The organism is Actinomadura chokoriensis (assembly GCF_039529475.1).
Lineage (GTDB): Bacteria > Actinomycetota > Actinomycetes > Streptosporangiales > Streptosporangiaceae > Spirillospora > Spirillospora bangladeshensis.
This window is the reverse complement of the sequence record NZ_BAAAMW010000003.1, coordinates 282,771-299,468: the sequence shown is the minus strand read 5'-3', so window position 1 is coordinate 299,468 and position 16,698 is coordinate 282,771. Positions and strand designations below refer to the sequence as shown.

At 71.2% G+C, this 16,698-nt stretch carries 13 protein-coding genes; 9 read left to right on the top strand and 4 right to left on the bottom strand.

The window, feature by feature from the left end:
• Positions 1–34: 34 nt before the first annotated feature.
• From ABFX46_RS09375 to ABFX46_RS09365, 3 genes are all read left to right on the top strand, one after another.
• Entirely contained in the window at positions 35–2,605 is a 2,571-nt protein-coding gene (locus tag ABFX46_RS09375; protein WP_346041041.1) for a DUF6049 family protein, read from the top strand.
• On the top strand, positions 2,556–4,334 hold the full coding sequence (gene murJ / locus ABFX46_RS09370) for a murein biosynthesis integral membrane protein MurJ (protein ID WP_346041039.1): 1,779 nt from the start codon (positions 2,556–2,558) through the stop codon (positions 4,332–4,334). Before ABFX46_RS09375 ends, murJ begins: the two co-directional genes overlap by 50 nt.
• Before the next feature lie 222 nt (positions 4,335–4,556).
• On the top strand, positions 4,557–6,158 hold the full coding sequence (locus tag ABFX46_RS09365) for a protein kinase family protein (RefSeq protein WP_346041037.1): 1,602 nt from the start codon (positions 4,557–4,559) through the stop codon (positions 6,156–6,158).
• Positions 6,159–6,204: 46 nt separating this feature from the next.
• On the opposite strand, the gene ABFX46_RS09360 is transcribed toward ABFX46_RS09365, so the two are convergent.
• On the bottom strand, positions 6,205–6,639 hold the full coding sequence (locus tag ABFX46_RS09360; protein ID WP_346041036.1) for a hypothetical protein: 435 nt from the start codon (positions 6,637–6,639) through the stop codon (positions 6,205–6,207).
• A 562-nt stretch (positions 6,640–7,201) separates the two neighbouring features.
• Between ABFX46_RS09360 and sigM the strand changes: the two genes are divergently transcribed.
• Both sigM and ABFX46_RS09350 read left to right on the top strand, forming a co-directional pair.
• Complete coding sequence (gene sigM / locus ABFX46_RS09355) at positions 7,202–7,825, top strand: RNA polymerase sigma factor SigM (RefSeq protein WP_346041034.1); 624 nt, start codon at positions 7,202–7,204, stop codon at positions 7,823–7,825.
• Positions 7,822–8,589, top strand: a complete 768-nt coding sequence (locus tag ABFX46_RS09350; protein WP_346041032.1) for an anti-sigma factor family protein — start codon at positions 7,822–7,824, stop codon at positions 8,587–8,589. Before sigM ends, ABFX46_RS09350 begins: the two co-directional genes overlap by 4 nt.
• Before the next feature lie 61 nt (positions 8,590–8,650).
• Here the strand turns inward: ABFX46_RS09350 and ABFX46_RS09345 are convergent, their stop codons facing one another.
• Positions 8,651–9,223, bottom strand: a complete 573-nt coding sequence (locus tag ABFX46_RS09345; RefSeq protein ID WP_346041030.1) for a dienelactone hydrolase family protein — start codon at positions 9,221–9,223, stop codon at positions 8,651–8,653.
• 140 nt (positions 9,224–9,363) lie between these two features.
• Here ABFX46_RS09345 and trxB point away from each other — a divergent pair, with 140 nt between their 5' ends.
• Together trxB and trxA are read left to right on the top strand one after the other, a co-directional pair.
• Positions 9,364–10,317, top strand: a complete 954-nt coding sequence (gene trxB / locus ABFX46_RS09340) for a thioredoxin-disulfide reductase (protein WP_163057236.1) — start codon at positions 9,364–9,366, stop codon at positions 10,315–10,317.
• A gap of 491 nt (positions 10,318–10,808) precedes the next feature.
• Positions 10,809–11,123 carry a thioredoxin gene (gene trxA, locus ABFX46_RS09335; protein ID WP_346041028.1) on the top strand — a complete coding sequence of 105 codons (315 nt, stop codon included), beginning with the start codon at positions 10,809–10,811 and terminating at the stop codon, positions 11,121–11,123.
• 114 nt (positions 11,124–11,237) lie between these two features.
• Here trxA and ABFX46_RS09330 read toward each other — a convergent pair whose 3' ends face one another.
• On the bottom strand, positions 11,238–11,855 hold the full coding sequence (locus ABFX46_RS09330) for a GNAT family N-acetyltransferase (protein ID WP_131943541.1): 618 nt from the start codon (positions 11,853–11,855) through the stop codon (positions 11,238–11,240).
• A 262-nt stretch (positions 11,856–12,117) separates the two neighbouring features.
• On the opposite strand from ABFX46_RS09330, the gene ABFX46_RS09325 reads away from it, so the two are divergent.
• Together ABFX46_RS09325 and ABFX46_RS09320 are read left to right on the top strand one after the other, a co-directional pair.
• On the top strand, positions 12,118–13,350 hold the full coding sequence (locus ABFX46_RS09325) for an aminotransferase-like domain-containing protein (protein ID WP_346041422.1): 1,233 nt from the start codon (positions 12,118–12,120) through the stop codon (positions 13,348–13,350).
• Positions 13,351–13,424: 74 nt separating this feature from the next.
• Positions 13,425–14,366, top strand: a complete 942-nt coding sequence (locus tag ABFX46_RS09320; protein WP_346041026.1) for a D-alanine--D-alanine ligase family protein — start codon at positions 13,425–13,427, stop codon at positions 14,364–14,366.
• A 1,762-nt stretch (positions 14,367–16,128) separates the two neighbouring features.
• Here the strand turns inward: ABFX46_RS09320 and ABFX46_RS09315 are convergent.
• Positions 16,129–16,644: a maleylpyruvate isomerase family mycothiol-dependent enzyme gene (locus tag ABFX46_RS09315; protein ID WP_346041024.1), complete on the bottom strand. Its 516-nt coding sequence runs from the start codon at positions 16,642–16,644 to the stop codon at positions 16,129–16,131.
• Positions 16,645–16,698 lie beyond the last annotated feature (54 nt).

Here is a 16,698-nt window from a genome sequence, read left to right as displayed (position 1 = left end):
TGTTCGCCCGCCGTCCCGAGGCGGCCGGTAAGGCGTGAGGACGGTCAAACGCGCGGTGGCGCTGGCCGCTCTGCTGCCCTGCATGGCGATGGCGGCGCCGACGACGCTGGCGTCCCCCGCCCGCGCGGGGAGCGCGCCCGTCCAGGCTCGGGCTCAGTCGCCGGCCCAAGCGCAGGCGCGGGCGAAGGCCCAGGTCGCCATGGCCCTCACCAAGGTCGATCCGAAGAGCGTGAACGAGAAGTCGCGCATCCAGATCGCCGGGCTCGCCAAGAACCGCACCGGCCACCAGATGCCCGGCCTCCACCTGCGGCTCCGGTACAGCACGACGCCCGTCCTCAGCCGCAGCCAGCTCGACCAGCTCGCGGCCACCCCGCCGAACGCGCTGCCCAACATCGGCCCGGAGAAGCAGATCCCCGGGGCGTCGGCGCCCGGAGTGAAGCAGAGCTGGCAGTTCCAGACCACGGTCAAGGACCTCGGGCTCCGCGCCCCGGCCGGCACGCCCGGCGTCTATCCGATCGGCGTCGAGGTGCTGAACTCGGCGCGGCAGGTCGTCGGCGGCATCACGACGTTCCTGACGTTCATGCCGAAGAAGGCGGCGTTCACGCCGGTCTCGGTCGGCTGGGTCTGGCCCCTGGTGGACGGGATGCACCGCACCAACGACCAGACCTTCCTCGACGACGACCTCACCGAGTCGGTGTCGGCCGGCGGCCGGCTCAACAGGCTCGTCAGCGCGGCGTCCGCGACCGACACGCCCATCACCTGGGCGATCGACCCGGCGCTGCTGGACGACGTGCGGCGGATGGCGTCCGGCGACTACACCGTCCGGGCGCCCGGCGTGAAGAAGGGCGTCCAGAAGAAGAAGAGCGCCGCCGCGGCCGCCTGGCTGACGGCGCTGAAGAACGCCTCGAAGAAGGACCCCTACTTCACCCTTCCCTACGCCGACCCGGACGTCGTCGCGCTCGTCCGCCGCAAGACGCCCCGCGACATCGGCGTCGCGTTCGACGCGCGGAACACCGGCGTCGCGACGCAGGTCCTCGGACGCGCCGCGGACGCGCAGGTCGCCTGGCCGCCGTCCGGCGCCGCCGGGCCCGGCACCGTCGACCAGCTGGCCAAGAACGCCCTGAAGGGCGGCGGGGCCTTCCTGATGAGCAGCTCGCAGTTCCAGAACCCGGCGGGCGGGGCGCTGCCGAACGCGACGACGACGCTGCAGACGCACTACGGCGCCAAGACGACGCTGCTGTACGACGACAAGCTCAACAAGATCGTCAGCGAGGGGTCGCGGTCGGCCTCCGGGGGGCTGCTGACCGAGCAGCGCTTCCTGGCCGAAACGGCGATCATCGCGGGCGAGGCGCCGAACCGTCCGCGCACCGTGGTCCTCGCCCCCGACCGGCACTGGGACCCGGCGGACGGCGTCGCCAAGAACCTGCTGAAGTACACCAAGGGCGCCAAGTGGCTGCACGAGGTGCCGCTGAGCAAGATCGAGTCGGCCGAGCCGCAGGGCCGGGTGTTCAACGGCTACTCCGACGACTACCAGCAGTACGAGCTCGGCGACGCGCACCTCGCGCAGGTGCAGGCGATCGCCCGGCAGGCCGGGGCGTTCGAGGCCGTGATGACCGGCTCGACCCGGATCTCCTACGAGCGGGCGCTGCTGCGCATGGAGTCGGCGGCGTGGCGGACGTCCCCGCGACACGCCAGGGCGGCGCGCAAGCAGCTGGAGGACGAGCTCACCGCGGACATGGACCTGGTCCGCATCGTCACCACCAAGAGCAAACGGGTGCTGATGGGGGGCAGCTCGGGCCGGCTGCCGGTGCTCGTGGAGAACACGCTGCCCCACCAGTCGGTCAAGGTCCGGCTCGTCGCCACGTCCGAGAACAGCGCGAAGCTGCGGCTCGGGACGCTGGCCCCCGAGGACGCCGTCATCGAGCTGGCGCCCGGGGAGCGGGCCCAGCGCTGGATCCCCGCGCAGGCGGCCGGCAACGGCAACTTCCACGTCTCGCTGGAGCTGGAGATCCCCGGCTCGGGCGGCCGGACGTACGGGGACGGAGAGTCCATCACCGTGACCGTCACCGGCTACGGACGTCTCGCGCTGCTCATCACCGGCGGCGGACTTGCCGTACTCTTCGTGGGCGTCGGAGTGCGGGCCATCAGAGCGAGGCGCCGCCGGAAAGCGGAGGCAGCCGGTGACGGGTCGACCGGAATGGGATCGGCGGGAGCAGGGGAACAGGGGACCGGATTCCCCGGCCCCGGGTTCCCAGGGGCCGGGATACCCGCCGCCGAACTCCCCGGGGTACCCGGGGCAGGGGCGTCCGGCGGGGGGCAACCCGCCGAACCAGGGATATCCGCCGGGCCAGGGATATCCGCAGGGTCCGCCGCCGCAGGGCCCGGGGCAGGGTCCGCCGCAGAGGCCGCAGGGACGTACCGGGCCCCCGCAGGGCCCGGGGCCGCAGGGTCCCCAGGGCCCGCCGCCCAGGAGACCTTCGCAGAGGCCGCCGGGTCCTCCGGGTCCTCCGCAGCGGAACGCGCCCAATCCGGCGGGATATCCGAGTCCGCCGCCGATGGGCAGGCCGGGCGGCGCGGCGAACATCGCCGCCGAGACGGCGATTGACCTCCCCGTCCCCGGCGGGAACGCGCCCGTAGCCGAGACGGTCGTCGACACGCCCATCCCCGCGTCCGGCGAAGGCGGGGACGAGACCGGGGGCGGCAAGGCGTCCGGCGGCATCCTGCGGTCCGGCGCGATCATGGCGGTGGGCACCCTCGCGTCCCGCGTCACCGGCTTCCTGCGCACCGCCGTCATCGTCGCCGCGCTCGGCACCGGGCTGCTCGCCAACGCCTACAACACCGCCAACACGATCCCCAACCAGATCTACGACCTGCTGCTCGGCGGCATCCTGACCAGCGTCATCGTCCCGCTGCTGGTGCGGGCGAAGCAGCGCGACCGCACCTACGGCGAGCAGTACGAGCAGCGCGTCTTCACCCTCGCGGTGATCGGCCTCGGCGTCCTCACCGCGATCGCCGTCCTGTGCGCGCCGCTCTTCATCGACATCCTCGCGGGCAGCTACACCGGCGACCAGCGCAAGGTCGCCATCCTGTTCGCGCAGTTCTTCCTGCCCCAGCTGTTCTTCTACGGCGTCGGCGCGTTCGCCGGGGCCATCCTGAACACGCGCGGCAGCTTCGCGGCGCCGATGTGGGCGCCGGTCCTGAACAACATCGTCGTGATCGCGATCGGCGGCGCGTTCCTGGCGATCACCACGGGCCGCGTCGACCCGTCCAGCATCTCCGACTCCCAGCTCATGCTGCTGTCCATCGGCACGACGGGCGGCATCGTCCTGCAGACGGTGGCGCTGTGGCCGTCGCTGCGCCGCGTCGGGTTCCGGTGGCGGCCGCGGCTCGACTTCAAGCGCGGCGAGATCGGCGAGGTCGGCCGGATGGCCGGCTGGACGCTGCTGTACGTCATCGCCACCCAGGCCGCGCTCGCCGTCGTCACCGCGCTGGCCAACGCGGCCGGCAACCTGGCCGTGGACGAGGGGCTCGGCGAGGGCTACGGCTACACCCCGTACTTCAACGCCTACCAGCTCTTCCAGCTGCCGTACGCGATCGTCGGCGTCTCGGTGATCACCGCGCTGCTGCCGCGGATGAGCCGGTTCGCCGCCGAGGGCAAGACCGCCGACGTGCGCGCCGCGTTCTCCAGCGGGCTGCGCCTCTCCTCACTGATCATCATGCCCGCGGCGGCGCTGATGCTCGTGCTCGGCCCGGAGATCACCACGGTGCTGTTCGCGCACGGCAACACCTCGCCGGACGACGCGCTGGTCATCGCGCGCGTCATGCAGATGTTCGCCATCGCGCTCGTGCCGTTCTCGGTCTACCAGCTCATGCTCCGCGTCTTCTACTCCCACGGGGACACGCGGACGCCCGCGCTGATCGGCCTCGTCGTCACCACGTCCAACATCGCGATGGCGTTCACCGTCTACAACCTCCTCGGCGTCAAGTGGATCGTGGTCGGCATCGCCGGCGGGTTCGCGATCGCCAACGTGGTCGGCACCGTCACCTGCTGGCTGGTGCTGCGCCGCAAGCTCGGCGGGATCGACGGCCGGCGCATCATCGGCGGCCACCTGAAGCTCCTCGTCGCCGTCTGGCCGCTGATCGGGTTCGCCTACGCCGCGCACACCGTCGCCGACGCCGTCGGGAACACCTCGGCGATGCTCCCCGCACTGGTCACCCTCGTCGTCGGGTCCGCCGGCGGCGGGCTCCTGTACGTGGTCTTCGCCAAGCTGATGCGGGTGGAGGAGATCCAGACGGCCATCTCCATGTTCGCGAGCCGGCTGCCCGGCAGGTGACGGCGGGTGCGGTGACGGCGGACGCGGCCCCGGCGGGCGGGGATCACATCGCAAAGTAAAAAGGACGCGCGGCGATAAGGCGGCCACTCAGGCGAGTAAGCACTACCATGTGGGGGACTACGGCTTGCGGGGCGACACCCTGGGGAACGCAAAGAGGAGGGTCGGAGGCGTAAGCTGCCACGCCACGAACATGGGATCTGACCACCTGTGCAGGACGTTGCCGTGAGCACGTCAGTCATCGAGCCCGGCACGCGTCTCGCCGGCCGCTACCGCCTCGAAGAGCGCATCAGCGATTCCGGTGGATCGTCGCTCTGGAAGGCCATCGACGAGATCCTCGCGCGGGCGGTCGCCGTCCGCACCTTCGATCCCGAGTTCCCCCGGATCGCCGAGGCCGTCACCTCCGCCCGGTCGGCCAGCCGGCTGACCGACCCCCGCTGCACCCAGGTGTTCGACGCCGACGACTCGGGCGAGAGCGCCTACGTCGTCAGCGAATGGGTGGCCGGCGAGACCCTCGAGGGCATGCTCGCCAAGGCCCCGCTGGAGCCGGGCCGCGCCGCCACGCTGCTGTACGAGGCGGCCGAGGCGGTCGCCGCCGCGCACGCCGCCGGGCTGTCGCACCTGTGCCTCACCCCCCGCGACCTCGTCTGGACGACCGGCGGCACCGTCAAGATCCTCGGCATCGCGACCGACGCAGTGCTGAACGACCGGCAGTCCGACGACCCCGCCGCCGAGGACGTCCGCGGCCTCGGCCGGATGCTGTACGCGGCGCTCACCGCGCACTGGCCCGGCGACGAGGATGCCTCCGACCTGCCCGCCGCGCCCGCCGCCGACGGGGTCCCGCACGCGCCGCGCCAGGTGCAGGCGGGCATCTCGCACGCGGTCGACGCGATCGTCTGCCGCTGCCTCGGGATCGGGCCGGGCGAGCCGCTCGCGTCCCCCGCCGACCTCGCCAGGGCGCTGCGCGGCGTCCCGCGCACCCCGCTGCCGCTGTTCGCCGGGCTCGGCCAGAGCACGCCGCCGCCGCCGCGTCCCGCGGCGCCCCAGCGTCCCGCCGCCCCCGGGCCGCCTCCGACGCGGCCGCACCGGCAGCCGGCGCACGAGCAGCCGGCGTCGTCGCACGTCCCGCCGCCGCGCACGCAGCACGGCGCGCCGCCACCGCCGTCCACGTCCACCCGGACGGCCCCGGCGCACAGCCCCGGCGCGCCCAAGCGCCCCGCGAACCGGGCGCTGCTCGGCGTCGCCGCCGCCGCGCTGACCGTCATCGTCGGCATCGGCGCGTGGGCGCTGACCGGCACCGGCGGCGACAACGGTTCCGGTAACGGAGGCGCCGTCGACCCGACGAAGTCGTCGGCGCCTCCGAAGCCGTCCGCCACCCCGATCACCGTCCAGGAGGCCGAGGGAGTCGACCCCGCCGGCGACGACGGGGGCAAGGGCAAGGAGAAGGGCCGGCTCGCCATCGACGGCAAGTCCGGCACCACATGGCGGAGCTCGTACTACACGTCGGCGGAGTTCGGCAACCTCAAGAAGGGTCTCGGCCTGCTGCTCGACCTGGGCACATCGGCCAAGATCAAGGAGGTCAAGGCCGATCTGCCCGAGTCCGCCGGAGCGACGATCCAGTTGAAGATCGGCGAGTCGCCCGACCCGGACGGGATGCGCAAGGTCCAGACGATCACCACGACCGGGTCCGGGACCACGTCGATCCAGCTGCCGCAGGCCGTCACCGGGCGGTACGTGCTGCTGTGGTTCACCAAGCTGTCACACGGGACGGACGGGCAGTTCCGCGCCGAGGTCAGCGAGGTGTCCGTCCTCGGCGCGGAGGGCTGATCTCGGCTCGGCGAGCCGATCCCGCGGGGCGTCCCGCAGGGTCAGATCAGGCCCAGTCCATGCACTTGCCGCCCAGGCCGCTGCCCGGCAGCCCCTGAGCGCACACCCGCATCTGGACGTACCGGGTGGGGTGCGTGGCGCGGTGGAGCGACAGGTGCCCGGTACCGCGCGCGGGCGTCACCTTCCCCAGGTTGGACCGGCTGTGCCAGCGCCACTTTCCACCGGTGTACACCTGGTACCTGATCTGCATGAAGGCGTAGGTGTCGGTGGACGTGTTCTTCACCGTCCCCTTGATGGCGACCTTTGTGCCGTTCCAGTAGATGGACAGCCAGGCCCGGCCTTCCTGCTGCTTGCTGTAGGCCGTCCGGGAGTGCTTCGCCTTGATCCCGCCCTTCGCCCAATCGTCCGCCGCCGCGGCGGGAACGGTGGCGAGACCGGAGGTGACGGCGAGCGTGGCCGTGACAACGAGAACGCGCTTCATCCGCGTATGCATGGGACCCCGATTCGAGTTTTTTGATCTTGAAAACGCCGATCATACTGACTCACGTTCTGACAAGAAATCAAGGACCAGTCCAGAAGCGGACGCCCCCGATCACGATGACGGTTCGACGCACGAAGGAGACCCGAAATCCTGCACCAGACCGGTGTCCAAGGGGCTTCAACCTGATGGGCACGGGGTTCTGGACGCCTGCGGTCACGGGGCAGTCGGCCCCGGCCACGACGTTTCGGCGCAGAGCTCGGACGCGAGCGGACGGGCGCTTGGGCGCCGGCGGACGGGCGCTCAGACCCGAGCGGATGGGCGCTCGGACGGTCGCGGGAGCGTGATCTCACGGGCGGGCAAGACGATCCGGACACCGGGTAACAACTTCGACGCGGTTGGAACGCTGCAGAAGTGCCTGTGACGTGGGGTGGCGCTTGTCGGTATCGTGCCTGTGAGCAAACGTCCCCTCTACCCAGGAATCTGTGGTGCTTACCCCAGCAGACGCGGCCGATGCGAGGCGCTCGGCGGCGACTGGGCATTTCGTGCATGGAAGCGGTCGCTCATGACGTCGGTGAGCATGCGGCGTGTGGACGAGGTACCCGACAAGGAGCTCCTGGCCCGGCATGCCCAGGGCGATCCGCACGCTTTCGCCGAGCTTGTCCACCGGCACCGCGATCGCATGTGGGCGGTCGCGCTGCGCACCCTCGGCGACCCGGAGGAGGCGGCCGACGCGCTCCAGGACGCGTGTCTTTCGGCGTTCCGCGCGGCCGGGCGGTTCCGCGGGGACGCCGCCGTCACCACCTGGCTGCACCGCATCGTGGTGAACGCGTGCCTCGACCGCATCAGGCGCAAGTCCGTCCGGCCGGCGACGCCGATGGGCGACGACGCCACGTTCGACGCCGTCGCGCCGAAGATGCCCGACCCGACGGACGCCCACGGCGTGTCCCTCGACGTCCGGACCGCGCTGGAGCAGCTGCCGTTCGAGCAGCGCGCCGCCCTCGTCCTCGTCGACATGATGGGCTATTCCGTCGACGACGCCGCCCGGGTCATGGAGGTCCCGGCCGGAACGATCAAGAGCCGCTGCGCCCGCGGACGCGCCCGGCTCGCGCCCCTTCTCACCCATCACCGGAACCGACGGGATCGCAAAAACGTCGGAGGTGTGGAAGGAGGTGGCATGCCCAAGTGAACCCCGCACACTACGACTACGACGTCCTGGCCGACTTGGCCGAGGGACTGCTCGAAGACGACGAAGCCGCCTCCGTCAACGCGCACCTGGACACCTGCGCCGAATGCCGTGACCTGTCCGCCGACCTTGCGGACGTCTCGCGGATCCTGGCGGAGGCACCCGTACCGTCCATGCCCGCCGAACTGGCCGAGCGCATCGACACCGCCATCGCCGCGGAATCGATGCACAGCGCCACCGTGGTGAGCATGGAGCAGCGGCGCGGAAGGCGGCATTGGCGGATACTGTCGGCGGCCGCGGCGGCGGTGATCGTCGTCGGCGGCGGCGCGACGGTCGGGACGATGGCCCTGGACGGCGTGTCCGGCGACCACGGCCGGGCGTCGACCCCGGCACAGGATAATCCCGACCAATCCGGTTCGGAACACGCGTTGGCACCGAACGCCGCCCCGGCCGCGGCGTTCACGGTCGCCAGCAGCGGCACCGACTACCGCGCCCGGACCCTGGGCACGCAGGTCGACCGGCTGCTCGCCGGCGGCCAGGAGGTCAAGCGCGTGTCCGGCGAACCGTCCGCGCAGCTCAAGGGCTGCGTCAACGGCGTCACCCACGGGCTGGCGCCCGCCCTCGTCGACAACGCGAAGTACGAGGGCCGGCCCGCGACCGTCATCGCCGTCCACGGCGACCAGTCCGGCAAATGGAACATCTGGGTCGTCGGAGCCGACTGCTCCGCCCGCGACCAGCACATCTTGAAGAAGCTGGAGAACGCCTGACGCAGCCGCCGCCGTTCTCGGCCCCGCCGAGAACGCCGCGCGGGCGGTGGGCGCCGGCGGGTCAGAGGGTGTCGAGGAAGGACAGGGCCGTCGCCCAGGCGCTTTCGGCCGCTTCGGCGTCGTAGTCGGGGAGGTCCGGGTCGGTGAACAGGTGGCCGGCGCCGCGGTACCGGTAGACCTCCACGTCCGCGCCCGCCTTGCGCATCTGCAGATACCAGGCGTTCAGCCAGTCGACCGGCTCCCACGTGTCCGGGTCGGCGACGTGCAACTGCACCGGGACCTCGGTGGACGCGTCCTCCGCGATGTCGGACGTGCCGTGCATCAGCAGCAGGCCGCCGGCCTTCTCGTCCGCGAACGCGAGGTTCTGCGCGATGGAGCCGCCGAGCGAGAACCCCGCGTAGACCAGGCCGCCGTCGCCGACCAGGGGCGCGGCCGCGGCGATGGCGCGGCGCAGCAGTTCGTCCCGGCCGATCTCCTCCTTGATCTCGATGCCGGCCTCGGCGTCGTCGACGACCCGCCCGTCGTACAGGTCGGGGACGTGGACGTCGTGGCCCGCCGCGCGCAGCCGGTCCGCCGCCTGGTGCACCGCCGGACGCAGCCCGTACATCGAGTGGAGAAGAAGAATGCGTGCCATGCACCACACCCTAGAGGGGGTAGACCCTGGTGGACGGCCGGTCGGGCTGTCGCGGGAATCCCCGGGGCCTAGGATCGGTTGACGCGACTGGCAGGCCGGGTCGTGCGGCACCGACGGCCAACGAGGAGAGGCGCAGAACAGTGAGCGACGTTCGCAACGTCATCGTGATCGGGTCCGGGCCCGCGGGCTACACGGCCGCCGTTTACGCGGCTCGCGGTGATCTGAAGCCGCTGGTGTTCGAGGGGTCGGTGACGGCCGGTGGCGCGTTGATGAACACCACCGACGTGGAGAACTTCCCCGGCTTCCCGGACGGGATCATGGGGCCTGACCTCATGGACAACCTGCGCAAGCAGGCCGAGCGGTTCGGCGCCGAACTGATCACCGACGACGTCACCGAGGTGGACCTGACCGCCGACCCCAAGGTCGTGAAGGTCGGGGACGAGACCTACCTGGCCAAGACGGTGATCGTGGCGACCGGCTCCGGGTACCGGGAGCTGGGGCTGCCGGACGAGAAGCGGCTGTCGGGACGCGGCGTGTCGTGGTGCGCGACCTGTGACGGGTTCTTCTTCCGCGAGCAGGACATCGCCGTCGTCGGCGGCGGCGACACCGCGATGGAGGAGGCGATCTTCCTGACCAAGTTCGCCCGGTCCGTGACCGTCGTCCACCGGCGGGACGAGCTGCGCGCGTCCAAGATCATGCAGGATCGGGCGTTCGCGAACGAGAAGATCAAGTTCCTGTGGGACAGCGAGGTCACCGCGATCCAGGGCGACGACCGGGTGACCGGGGTGACGGTCCGCAACACCAAGACCGGCGCGGAGTCGGCGCTGGAGATCACCGGGCTGTTCATCGCGATCGGCCACGACCCGCGCAGCGAGCTGTTCGCGGGCCAGCTGGAGACCGACACCGACGGCTACCTGCTGGTGGACGCCCCCACCACCCGGACCAAGATCCCCGGCGTGTTCGCGTGCGGTGACGTGGTGGACCACATCTACCGGCAGGCGATCACGGCGGCGGGGAGCGGCTGCTCGGCCGCCATCGACGCCGAGCGCTGGCTCCAGGACCAGGACGCCGCCGAGACCGTCCCGCAGGCCTGACCGCCCACCGCCGCCTCCCGGACGACCGCCCCCTCGGCGCCGGGGCCGGGCTTGCGCCGTCACGCGGCTCGTCCTGCGGGGCCCGGTTCCGTAGCTCGGCCGACAGCGTCGAAGCCCTGGACGACAGCACCGGGACCGGGACGCCAGAAGCCCGGCCCCGCAAAGTCCCCGCACCGCAGCCTGACCGACGGCGCGGAAACCCATACGACGACAGCACCGGGACCGGGCGCCAACGGCCCGGTCCCACAGGGTCCCCGGCGCCGCAGCCCAGCCCACGGCGCCGGAGCCCTGGACGACAGCACTGGAAGCGGAACACCAGCGGGCCCCGGTCCCGCAAGGTGCCCGCTCCACGGGCCGGGCGGGCGCCGGTGTGACCGCAGGTTCAGTACCCGAGGTCGCACGGGAGTTCCAGTCCGGTTGAACCGACCCGAGTGACGGACGCGAACGGATGATCGGCCGGGGGTCTGGCCGCGTAGAACAGAAGGAGAACCATGAAAGCCGTGACCGACGCCGACTTCGCGATCGAGGTCCTGAAGAGCGACAAGCCCGTCCTCGTCGACTTCTGGGCCGAGTGGTGCGGCCCGTGCCGGATGGTGTCGCCGATCCTGGAGGAGATCTCCAAGGAGCACGGCGACAAGATCGACATCGTGAAGATGAACATCGACGAGAACCCGAAGGTGCCGCAGCAGTACGGGATCATGCAGATCCCGACGATGAACATCTACCGGGACGGCGAGGTCGTCAAGCAGATCATGGGCGCCAAGCCGAAGGCCGCCCTGCTGCGGGACCTCGCCGAGTTCATCTGAGCGGATCCGCCGAGCCGCCTCCCGCCTCCCGCCTCCCGCGGCGAGCGCGAAAGTGTGTGGCCCGCACTCCACGCCGGAGTGCGGGCCACACGCGTCAAAGCGCCTCAGATCCCCTCAGACGGGTCGTAGCGCCCCCTCCGGGGTCATGGAGCCCAGCAGCCGTTCCAGGGCCACCTCGACGTCCTCACGCCACGACAGGGCCGACTTCAGCTCCAGCCGCAGCCGCGGGTACCGGTGATGCGGCCGGACGGTCTTGAACCCGACCGAGAGCAGGTAGTCGGCGGGCACCATGCACCCGCCCTCCTCGCCCTTCAGATCGCCGAACGCCTCGATCGCCTTCACCGCACGCCGGGTCAGGTCCTTCGCGACGCCCTGGACGAGCATCCGGCCGAGGCCGCCGCCCGCGAACTCCGGCAGGATGTGCGCGGTCATCAGCAGCACCGCGTCCGCGCTGACCGGACTCGTCGGGAAGGCCACCGAGCGCGGGACGTACAGCGGCGGCGCGTACATCACGAAGCCCGCCGGCACGTTGTCCACGTACGCGATCTTGCCGCAGCTGCCCCACTCCAGGAGCGTCGAGGAGATCCACGCCTCCTTCTCCAGCCCCGAGTCGCCGCTCTCCAGCGCGCGGTCCCGGCTGACCGGATCCAGCTCCCAGAACACGCAGCCGCGACAGCGGTGCGGCAGATCATCGAGATTGTCCAGCGTGATGTTGACGAGACGACGCGACACCGGGTCGGCACCCCCTGCCTCGATCCTCGCCCGCCCGGACTGGACCCGTGACGGCGGAACTTCCCCGGCAACAAACCGGGACCCGCGGGCATCGTATCGGACAGGAGTTTCCCCGACCGGGCGGCACGCCACACCCGGAACGGTCCAGCGCGGCCGCCATGCCGTAGTTTTCTGGGAAGCCATCACATCTCGGAGGTGCCCTGTGGAACAGCATTCGCGGACGGACGTCTACGCCGATCGCTACGCCGCCCGGGCCGCCGGGATGGTGCCGTCGGAGATCCGGGCCCTGTTCGCGATGGTCGCCCGTCCGGAGATCGTCTCCCTCGCGGGCGGTGCGCCCTACGTGTCGGCGCTCCCCCTCGACGCCGTCGGCCAGATGATCGGCGACCTCGTCGCCGGCAAGGGCGCCGAGGTGCTGCAGTACGGCTCCGCGCAGGGGGACGAACTGCTCCGCGAGCACATCTGCGAGGTCATGTCCCTCGAAGGCGTCCATGCGTCCCCGGACGACGTGGTCGTCACCGTCGGCGCACAGCAGGCGCTCGACCTCATCACCAAGATCTTCGTCGATCCGGGCGACGTCGTCCTGGCCGAGGCGCCGTCCTACGTGGGCGCGCTCGGCACTTTCGCGTCGTATCAGGCCGACGTCGTGCACGTACCGCTGGACGAGGGCGGGCTGATCCCGTCCGCGCTGCGCGAGACGCTGGCGTCGCTCCGCGCGCAGGGCCGCAGCGTCAAGTTCCTCTACACCGTGCCGACGTTCCAGAACCCGGCCGGGGTCACTCTCACGACGGCGCGCCGCGCCCAGATCCTGGAGATCTGCGCCGAGTACGACGTACTGATCGTCGAGGACAACCCCTACGGGCTCCTCGGCTTCGACGCCGAGCCCATGCGGGCGCTACGCGCGGACGACTCCGAGCGCGTCCTCTACCTCGGCTCGTTCTCCAAGACGATCGCTTCCGGTCTCCGCGTCGGCTGGGTGCTGGCGCCGCACGCGGTGCGCGCCAAGCTTGTCCTGGCGGCCGAGTCCGCGATCCTGTGCCCGTCGAACTTCTCCCAGCTCGCCGTCCGCGAGTACCTGGCAACCCAGCCGTGGCGGGAGCAGATCAAGGACTTCCGTGAGCTGTACAGGGAGCGCCGTGACGCGATGCTGGACTCTCTTGACCAGCTCATGCCGGACGGTTGCACGTGGACGCGTCCGGCGGGCGGCTTCTTCGTCTGGCTGACGCTGCCCGAGGGCCTCGATGCCAAGGCGATGGCGCCGCGTGCGATCGCCGAGCGGGTCGCCTACGTGCCGGGGACCGGCTTCTTCGCGGACGGCACCGGCCACCGGCACATGCGGCTGTCGTACTGCTTCCCGGAGCCGCACCGGATCCGTGAGGGCGTCCGGCGACTCGCGACAGTCGTCGAGAAGGAGATCCGCCTCCGGGACATGTTCGGCGGTTCCGTCGGCAGTGCCTCCACCGGCGTCCAGGCTCCCGGCCCGGATGTCGTCTGAAGGTTTCACGTGAAACGCGCGCCCGCCGGCGTTCATCGGCGGGCGCGCACCACACCAGCAAGAGGGGCAGCGCGGTGGAACTCGGACATGTCGTCGTCCTCGCCGGGGGCCTGTCGTACGAGCGCGAGGTGTCGCTCAGGTCCGGCCGACGCGTCACCGATGCGCTCCGCGCCCGCGACATCCCGGTCGAACTACGCGACACCGACGCGACACTCCTGGACTCCCTGACGGACGACCCGCCGGACATCGTCTTCCCCGTCCTGCATGGCGCCGCGGGGGAGGACGGCTCGATCCGCGAAGTCCTCGAGCTCCTCGACGTGCCGTATCTCGGCGCCCGTCCGGACGCCTGCCGTGTCGCATGGGACAAGCCGACCGCCAAGGCCGTCGTCCGCCGGGCCGGGCTGCGCACCCCCGAGTCCGTCGCCCTCCCGAAGGAGGTCTTCCACGACCTCGGTGCCGCGTCCGTCCTCGACCGCATCGTGAGCGCCCTCGGCCTCCCCCTGTTCGTCAAGCCGACCCGTGGCGGGTCGGCCCTGGGCGCGTCCGTCGTCCGCGAGCCGTCCGAACTCTCGGCCGCCATGGTCGGCTGCTTCGCCTACGGCGACGCGGCTCTCGTCGAGCGCTACATCTCCGGCACCGAGGTCTCCGTCAGCGTCATCGAACAGGACGGCGCTCCCGTCGCCCTCCCCGCCGTCGAGATCGTCGCTCCCGGCGGCCTGTACGACTACACGGCCCGCTACGACGCCGGCGACACCGAGTTCGTCACCCCGGCCCGCCTTGCCCCGGACGCGGCCGCCCGCGCCACCTCCGCCGCCATCACCGCCCACCGCGCCCTGGGCCTCCGCGACATCTCCCGGACCGACCTCATCGTCGCCCCCGACGGCGAGGTCCACTTCCTCGAAGTCAACGTCGCCCCCGGCATGACCGAGACAAGCCTCCTCCCCCGCGCCATCAGCGTCGCGGGCCTGGACCTAGGCGAAGTCTGCGAGTCCCTCCTCCAAACCCGCCTAACCTAACCCCGCGGCCCCAGCGCCGGCGCCCGTAGCCACCCGCCGTCGTGCCCCACAAACGCACCCCTGACGCACCAGGCAGCAGCCTCCGGGTTCTGCAGGCGCGGGCTTGCATGGTTGGCGGTGCCGTTCCCGACAGCCCGGCAACGACTAGACACAATCCGCCCCGCGTGCGTCCCCCAGCAGAACCGCACGGGAGCCCGCCCCGCATGCAACGGCACCCCCAACACAACCGCCCGGGACCCCCCTCGAATGCGGCCGCTCCTCCAACAGGAGGCCGCATCCCCCAGCAGAACCGCGAAGGCCGCCCCCACCAGGACCGCGGAGGCCACACCCTCCGACAGGCCGCGGAGACCGCATCCCCCGACAGGACACCGGGGGCGCGCCCCCAACAGAACCGCGGAGGCCACATCCCAGACATGGCCGGGGGGACCGCATCGCGTTCGACGGCACCCCCAACACGACCGCCCGAGGCGTCCCGAAATGCAGCCGCCCCCTCCAACAGGAGGCCGCATCCCCCAGCAGAACCCCGGAGACCGCATCCCCCTGACAAGACGCCCGGTGCGCGCCCCCGGCAGAACCGCGGAGGCCACATCCCAGGCAGGGCCGCGGAGGCCGCTTCCCGTGCGACGGCACCCCCGGCACGATCGCCCGAGGCGTCCCGAAATGCAGCCGCCCCCTCCAACAGGAGGCCGCATCCCCCAGCAGAACCCCGGAGACCGCATCCCCCTGACAAGACGCCCGGTGCGCGCCCCCGGCAGAACCGCGGAGGCCACATCCCAGGCAGGGCCGCGGGGACCGCCTCGCGTGCGACGGCACCCCCGGCATAGTCGCCCGGGGCGTCCCGAAATGCAGAGGCCTCCTCCAACAGAAGGCCGCATCCCCCGACAAGCCGCGGGGGCCCTTCGCGCGAGGCACCCCTGCGGAGTTGCGCAGCGCAGACAACGTCGGCCGGGCCATGGCAGAGGTAGGCGGAGCCCCGGGCAGGCCGTATCCTCCGGCAGGGCCGCGGGGCCCCTTCGCGCGCAACGGCACCCCTGCGGAGCCGCGCGGGGCAGACACCGTGGGCCGGACAGTGGGCAGTGGCAGGCCGGGCCTGGGGCGGCCGCAACACCAAGTCCATGTTTCACGTGAAACCAAGGCCATCCCAGGTATGCGTCGGCCCATCCCATACGGCTCGCGTGCGCGCTTCTGGGCGGTCAGGAACGCTACCCGGGGCGCGTTCGCGGGCCTGGACGTCCTACTGGGCACGCATTTCCCTACACAACGCTGCACCCGTCCTGACCCGCGGCAGAGTCGGCGCCCTCGGCGGCCATTGGCCCGCCGGGGTCGGCGGCACCGAGTGCTACGGACGCGGCCCCTTCAGGAGGGTTGCCCACGTCTCGGCCACTGGACGTCAAGATCTTTCCTCTCCTCCTGCAAGGCGGCCTGCAAACGGGCGGATCGCTGCCCCCCGTCTTGTTTCCATGCGTGGCCTGCTTCAGGGACGTCCTGTTGACTGACCAACTCGCAGAGTTCTCCCGCGAGCAAGACTGGCTTGAGGGCCGTCCAGTCATCGTGGTCGACGCGACAGGGACCGGGCGCGAGGCCGCTCGTTAGTCCGGGACACCGCTGAGCCGGCGCCGGCTGCTACATCGCCGTCTCGGCCCGGCCAAGGCGGGCCGCCAGGACGTCCATGCCGTCCCCCGAAAGATGGGGGAGGGCCGCAGCAACTCGTCCGGAGGTGAGAAGGACGATGGCCTTGAGCGGACCCTGGACAGGCGGCCCGTCACCGCGCGACCACGATGCATCCGTCGATGCGGAGACCGCGCAGGCGCCTCCTGGCGCCGAAGCCGAAGGGCGGCGGAATCTGCCAGATGCGGTCGGCAGCTACGAGAGCGGGGCGCTCTGGCATCGCGAACTCGCGCCCAAGCGGAACGAAGATGTCCTGCGCATGGACGAGAACGTCCAAGAGCGGCTCCCTGGTCGTGGTGCCGGGCACGAGTCGCCGAGAGGAGGCGGCTCTACGCAGGATGGCGATCAGTTCGTCGTTCGGAAGGGCGGCACGCTCGATCGCCGTCTCGCGAATGAACTTGTGGAAGCTCCCGCGCGCCCGCACGAACTCTCGGACTGCCGAACCCAAGGTGATCTCGGTGGCCAGGCCGACATGGGCGACAACGTCCCGGACACGCCAGCCCTCACACAATGAAGGCCGCTCCCATTCCTCCGGGCGAAGCTCGGTGAGGGCCTCCGCGATGGCCAGTCGCTGCTCGGCGATGTGCCACCACATCTCTTCGCGATCCACCAGAATCTCCTCAGCTCGAACCACCGGGAGCCACTCTGCGGAAGATATTGCCCG

What these genes read in the sequence shown, in the direction of transcription:
- murJ (WP_346041039.1), top strand. Translation starts at nt 2,556, where the DNA reads ATGGGCAGGCCGGGCGGCGCGGCGAACATCGCCGCCGAGACGGCGATT.
- ABFX46_RS09360 (WP_346041036.1), bottom strand. Translation starts at nt 6,639, where the DNA reads ATGAAGCGCGTTCTCGTTGTCACGGCCACGCTCGCCGTCACCTCCGGT.
- sigM (WP_346041034.1), top strand. Translation starts at nt 7,202, where the DNA reads ATGACGTCGGTGAGCATGCGGCGTGTGGACGAGGTACCCGACAAGGAG.
- ABFX46_RS09345 (WP_346041030.1), bottom strand. Translation starts at nt 9,223, where the DNA reads ATGGCACGCATTCTTCTTCTCCACTCGATGTACGGGCTGCGTCCGGCG.
- trxA (WP_346041028.1), top strand. Translation starts at nt 10,809, where the DNA reads ATGAAAGCCGTGACCGACGCCGACTTCGCGATCGAGGTCCTGAAGAGC.
- ABFX46_RS09325 (WP_346041422.1), top strand. Translation starts at nt 12,118, where the DNA reads ATGGTGCCGTCGGAGATCCGGGCCCTGTTCGCGATGGTCGCCCGTCCG.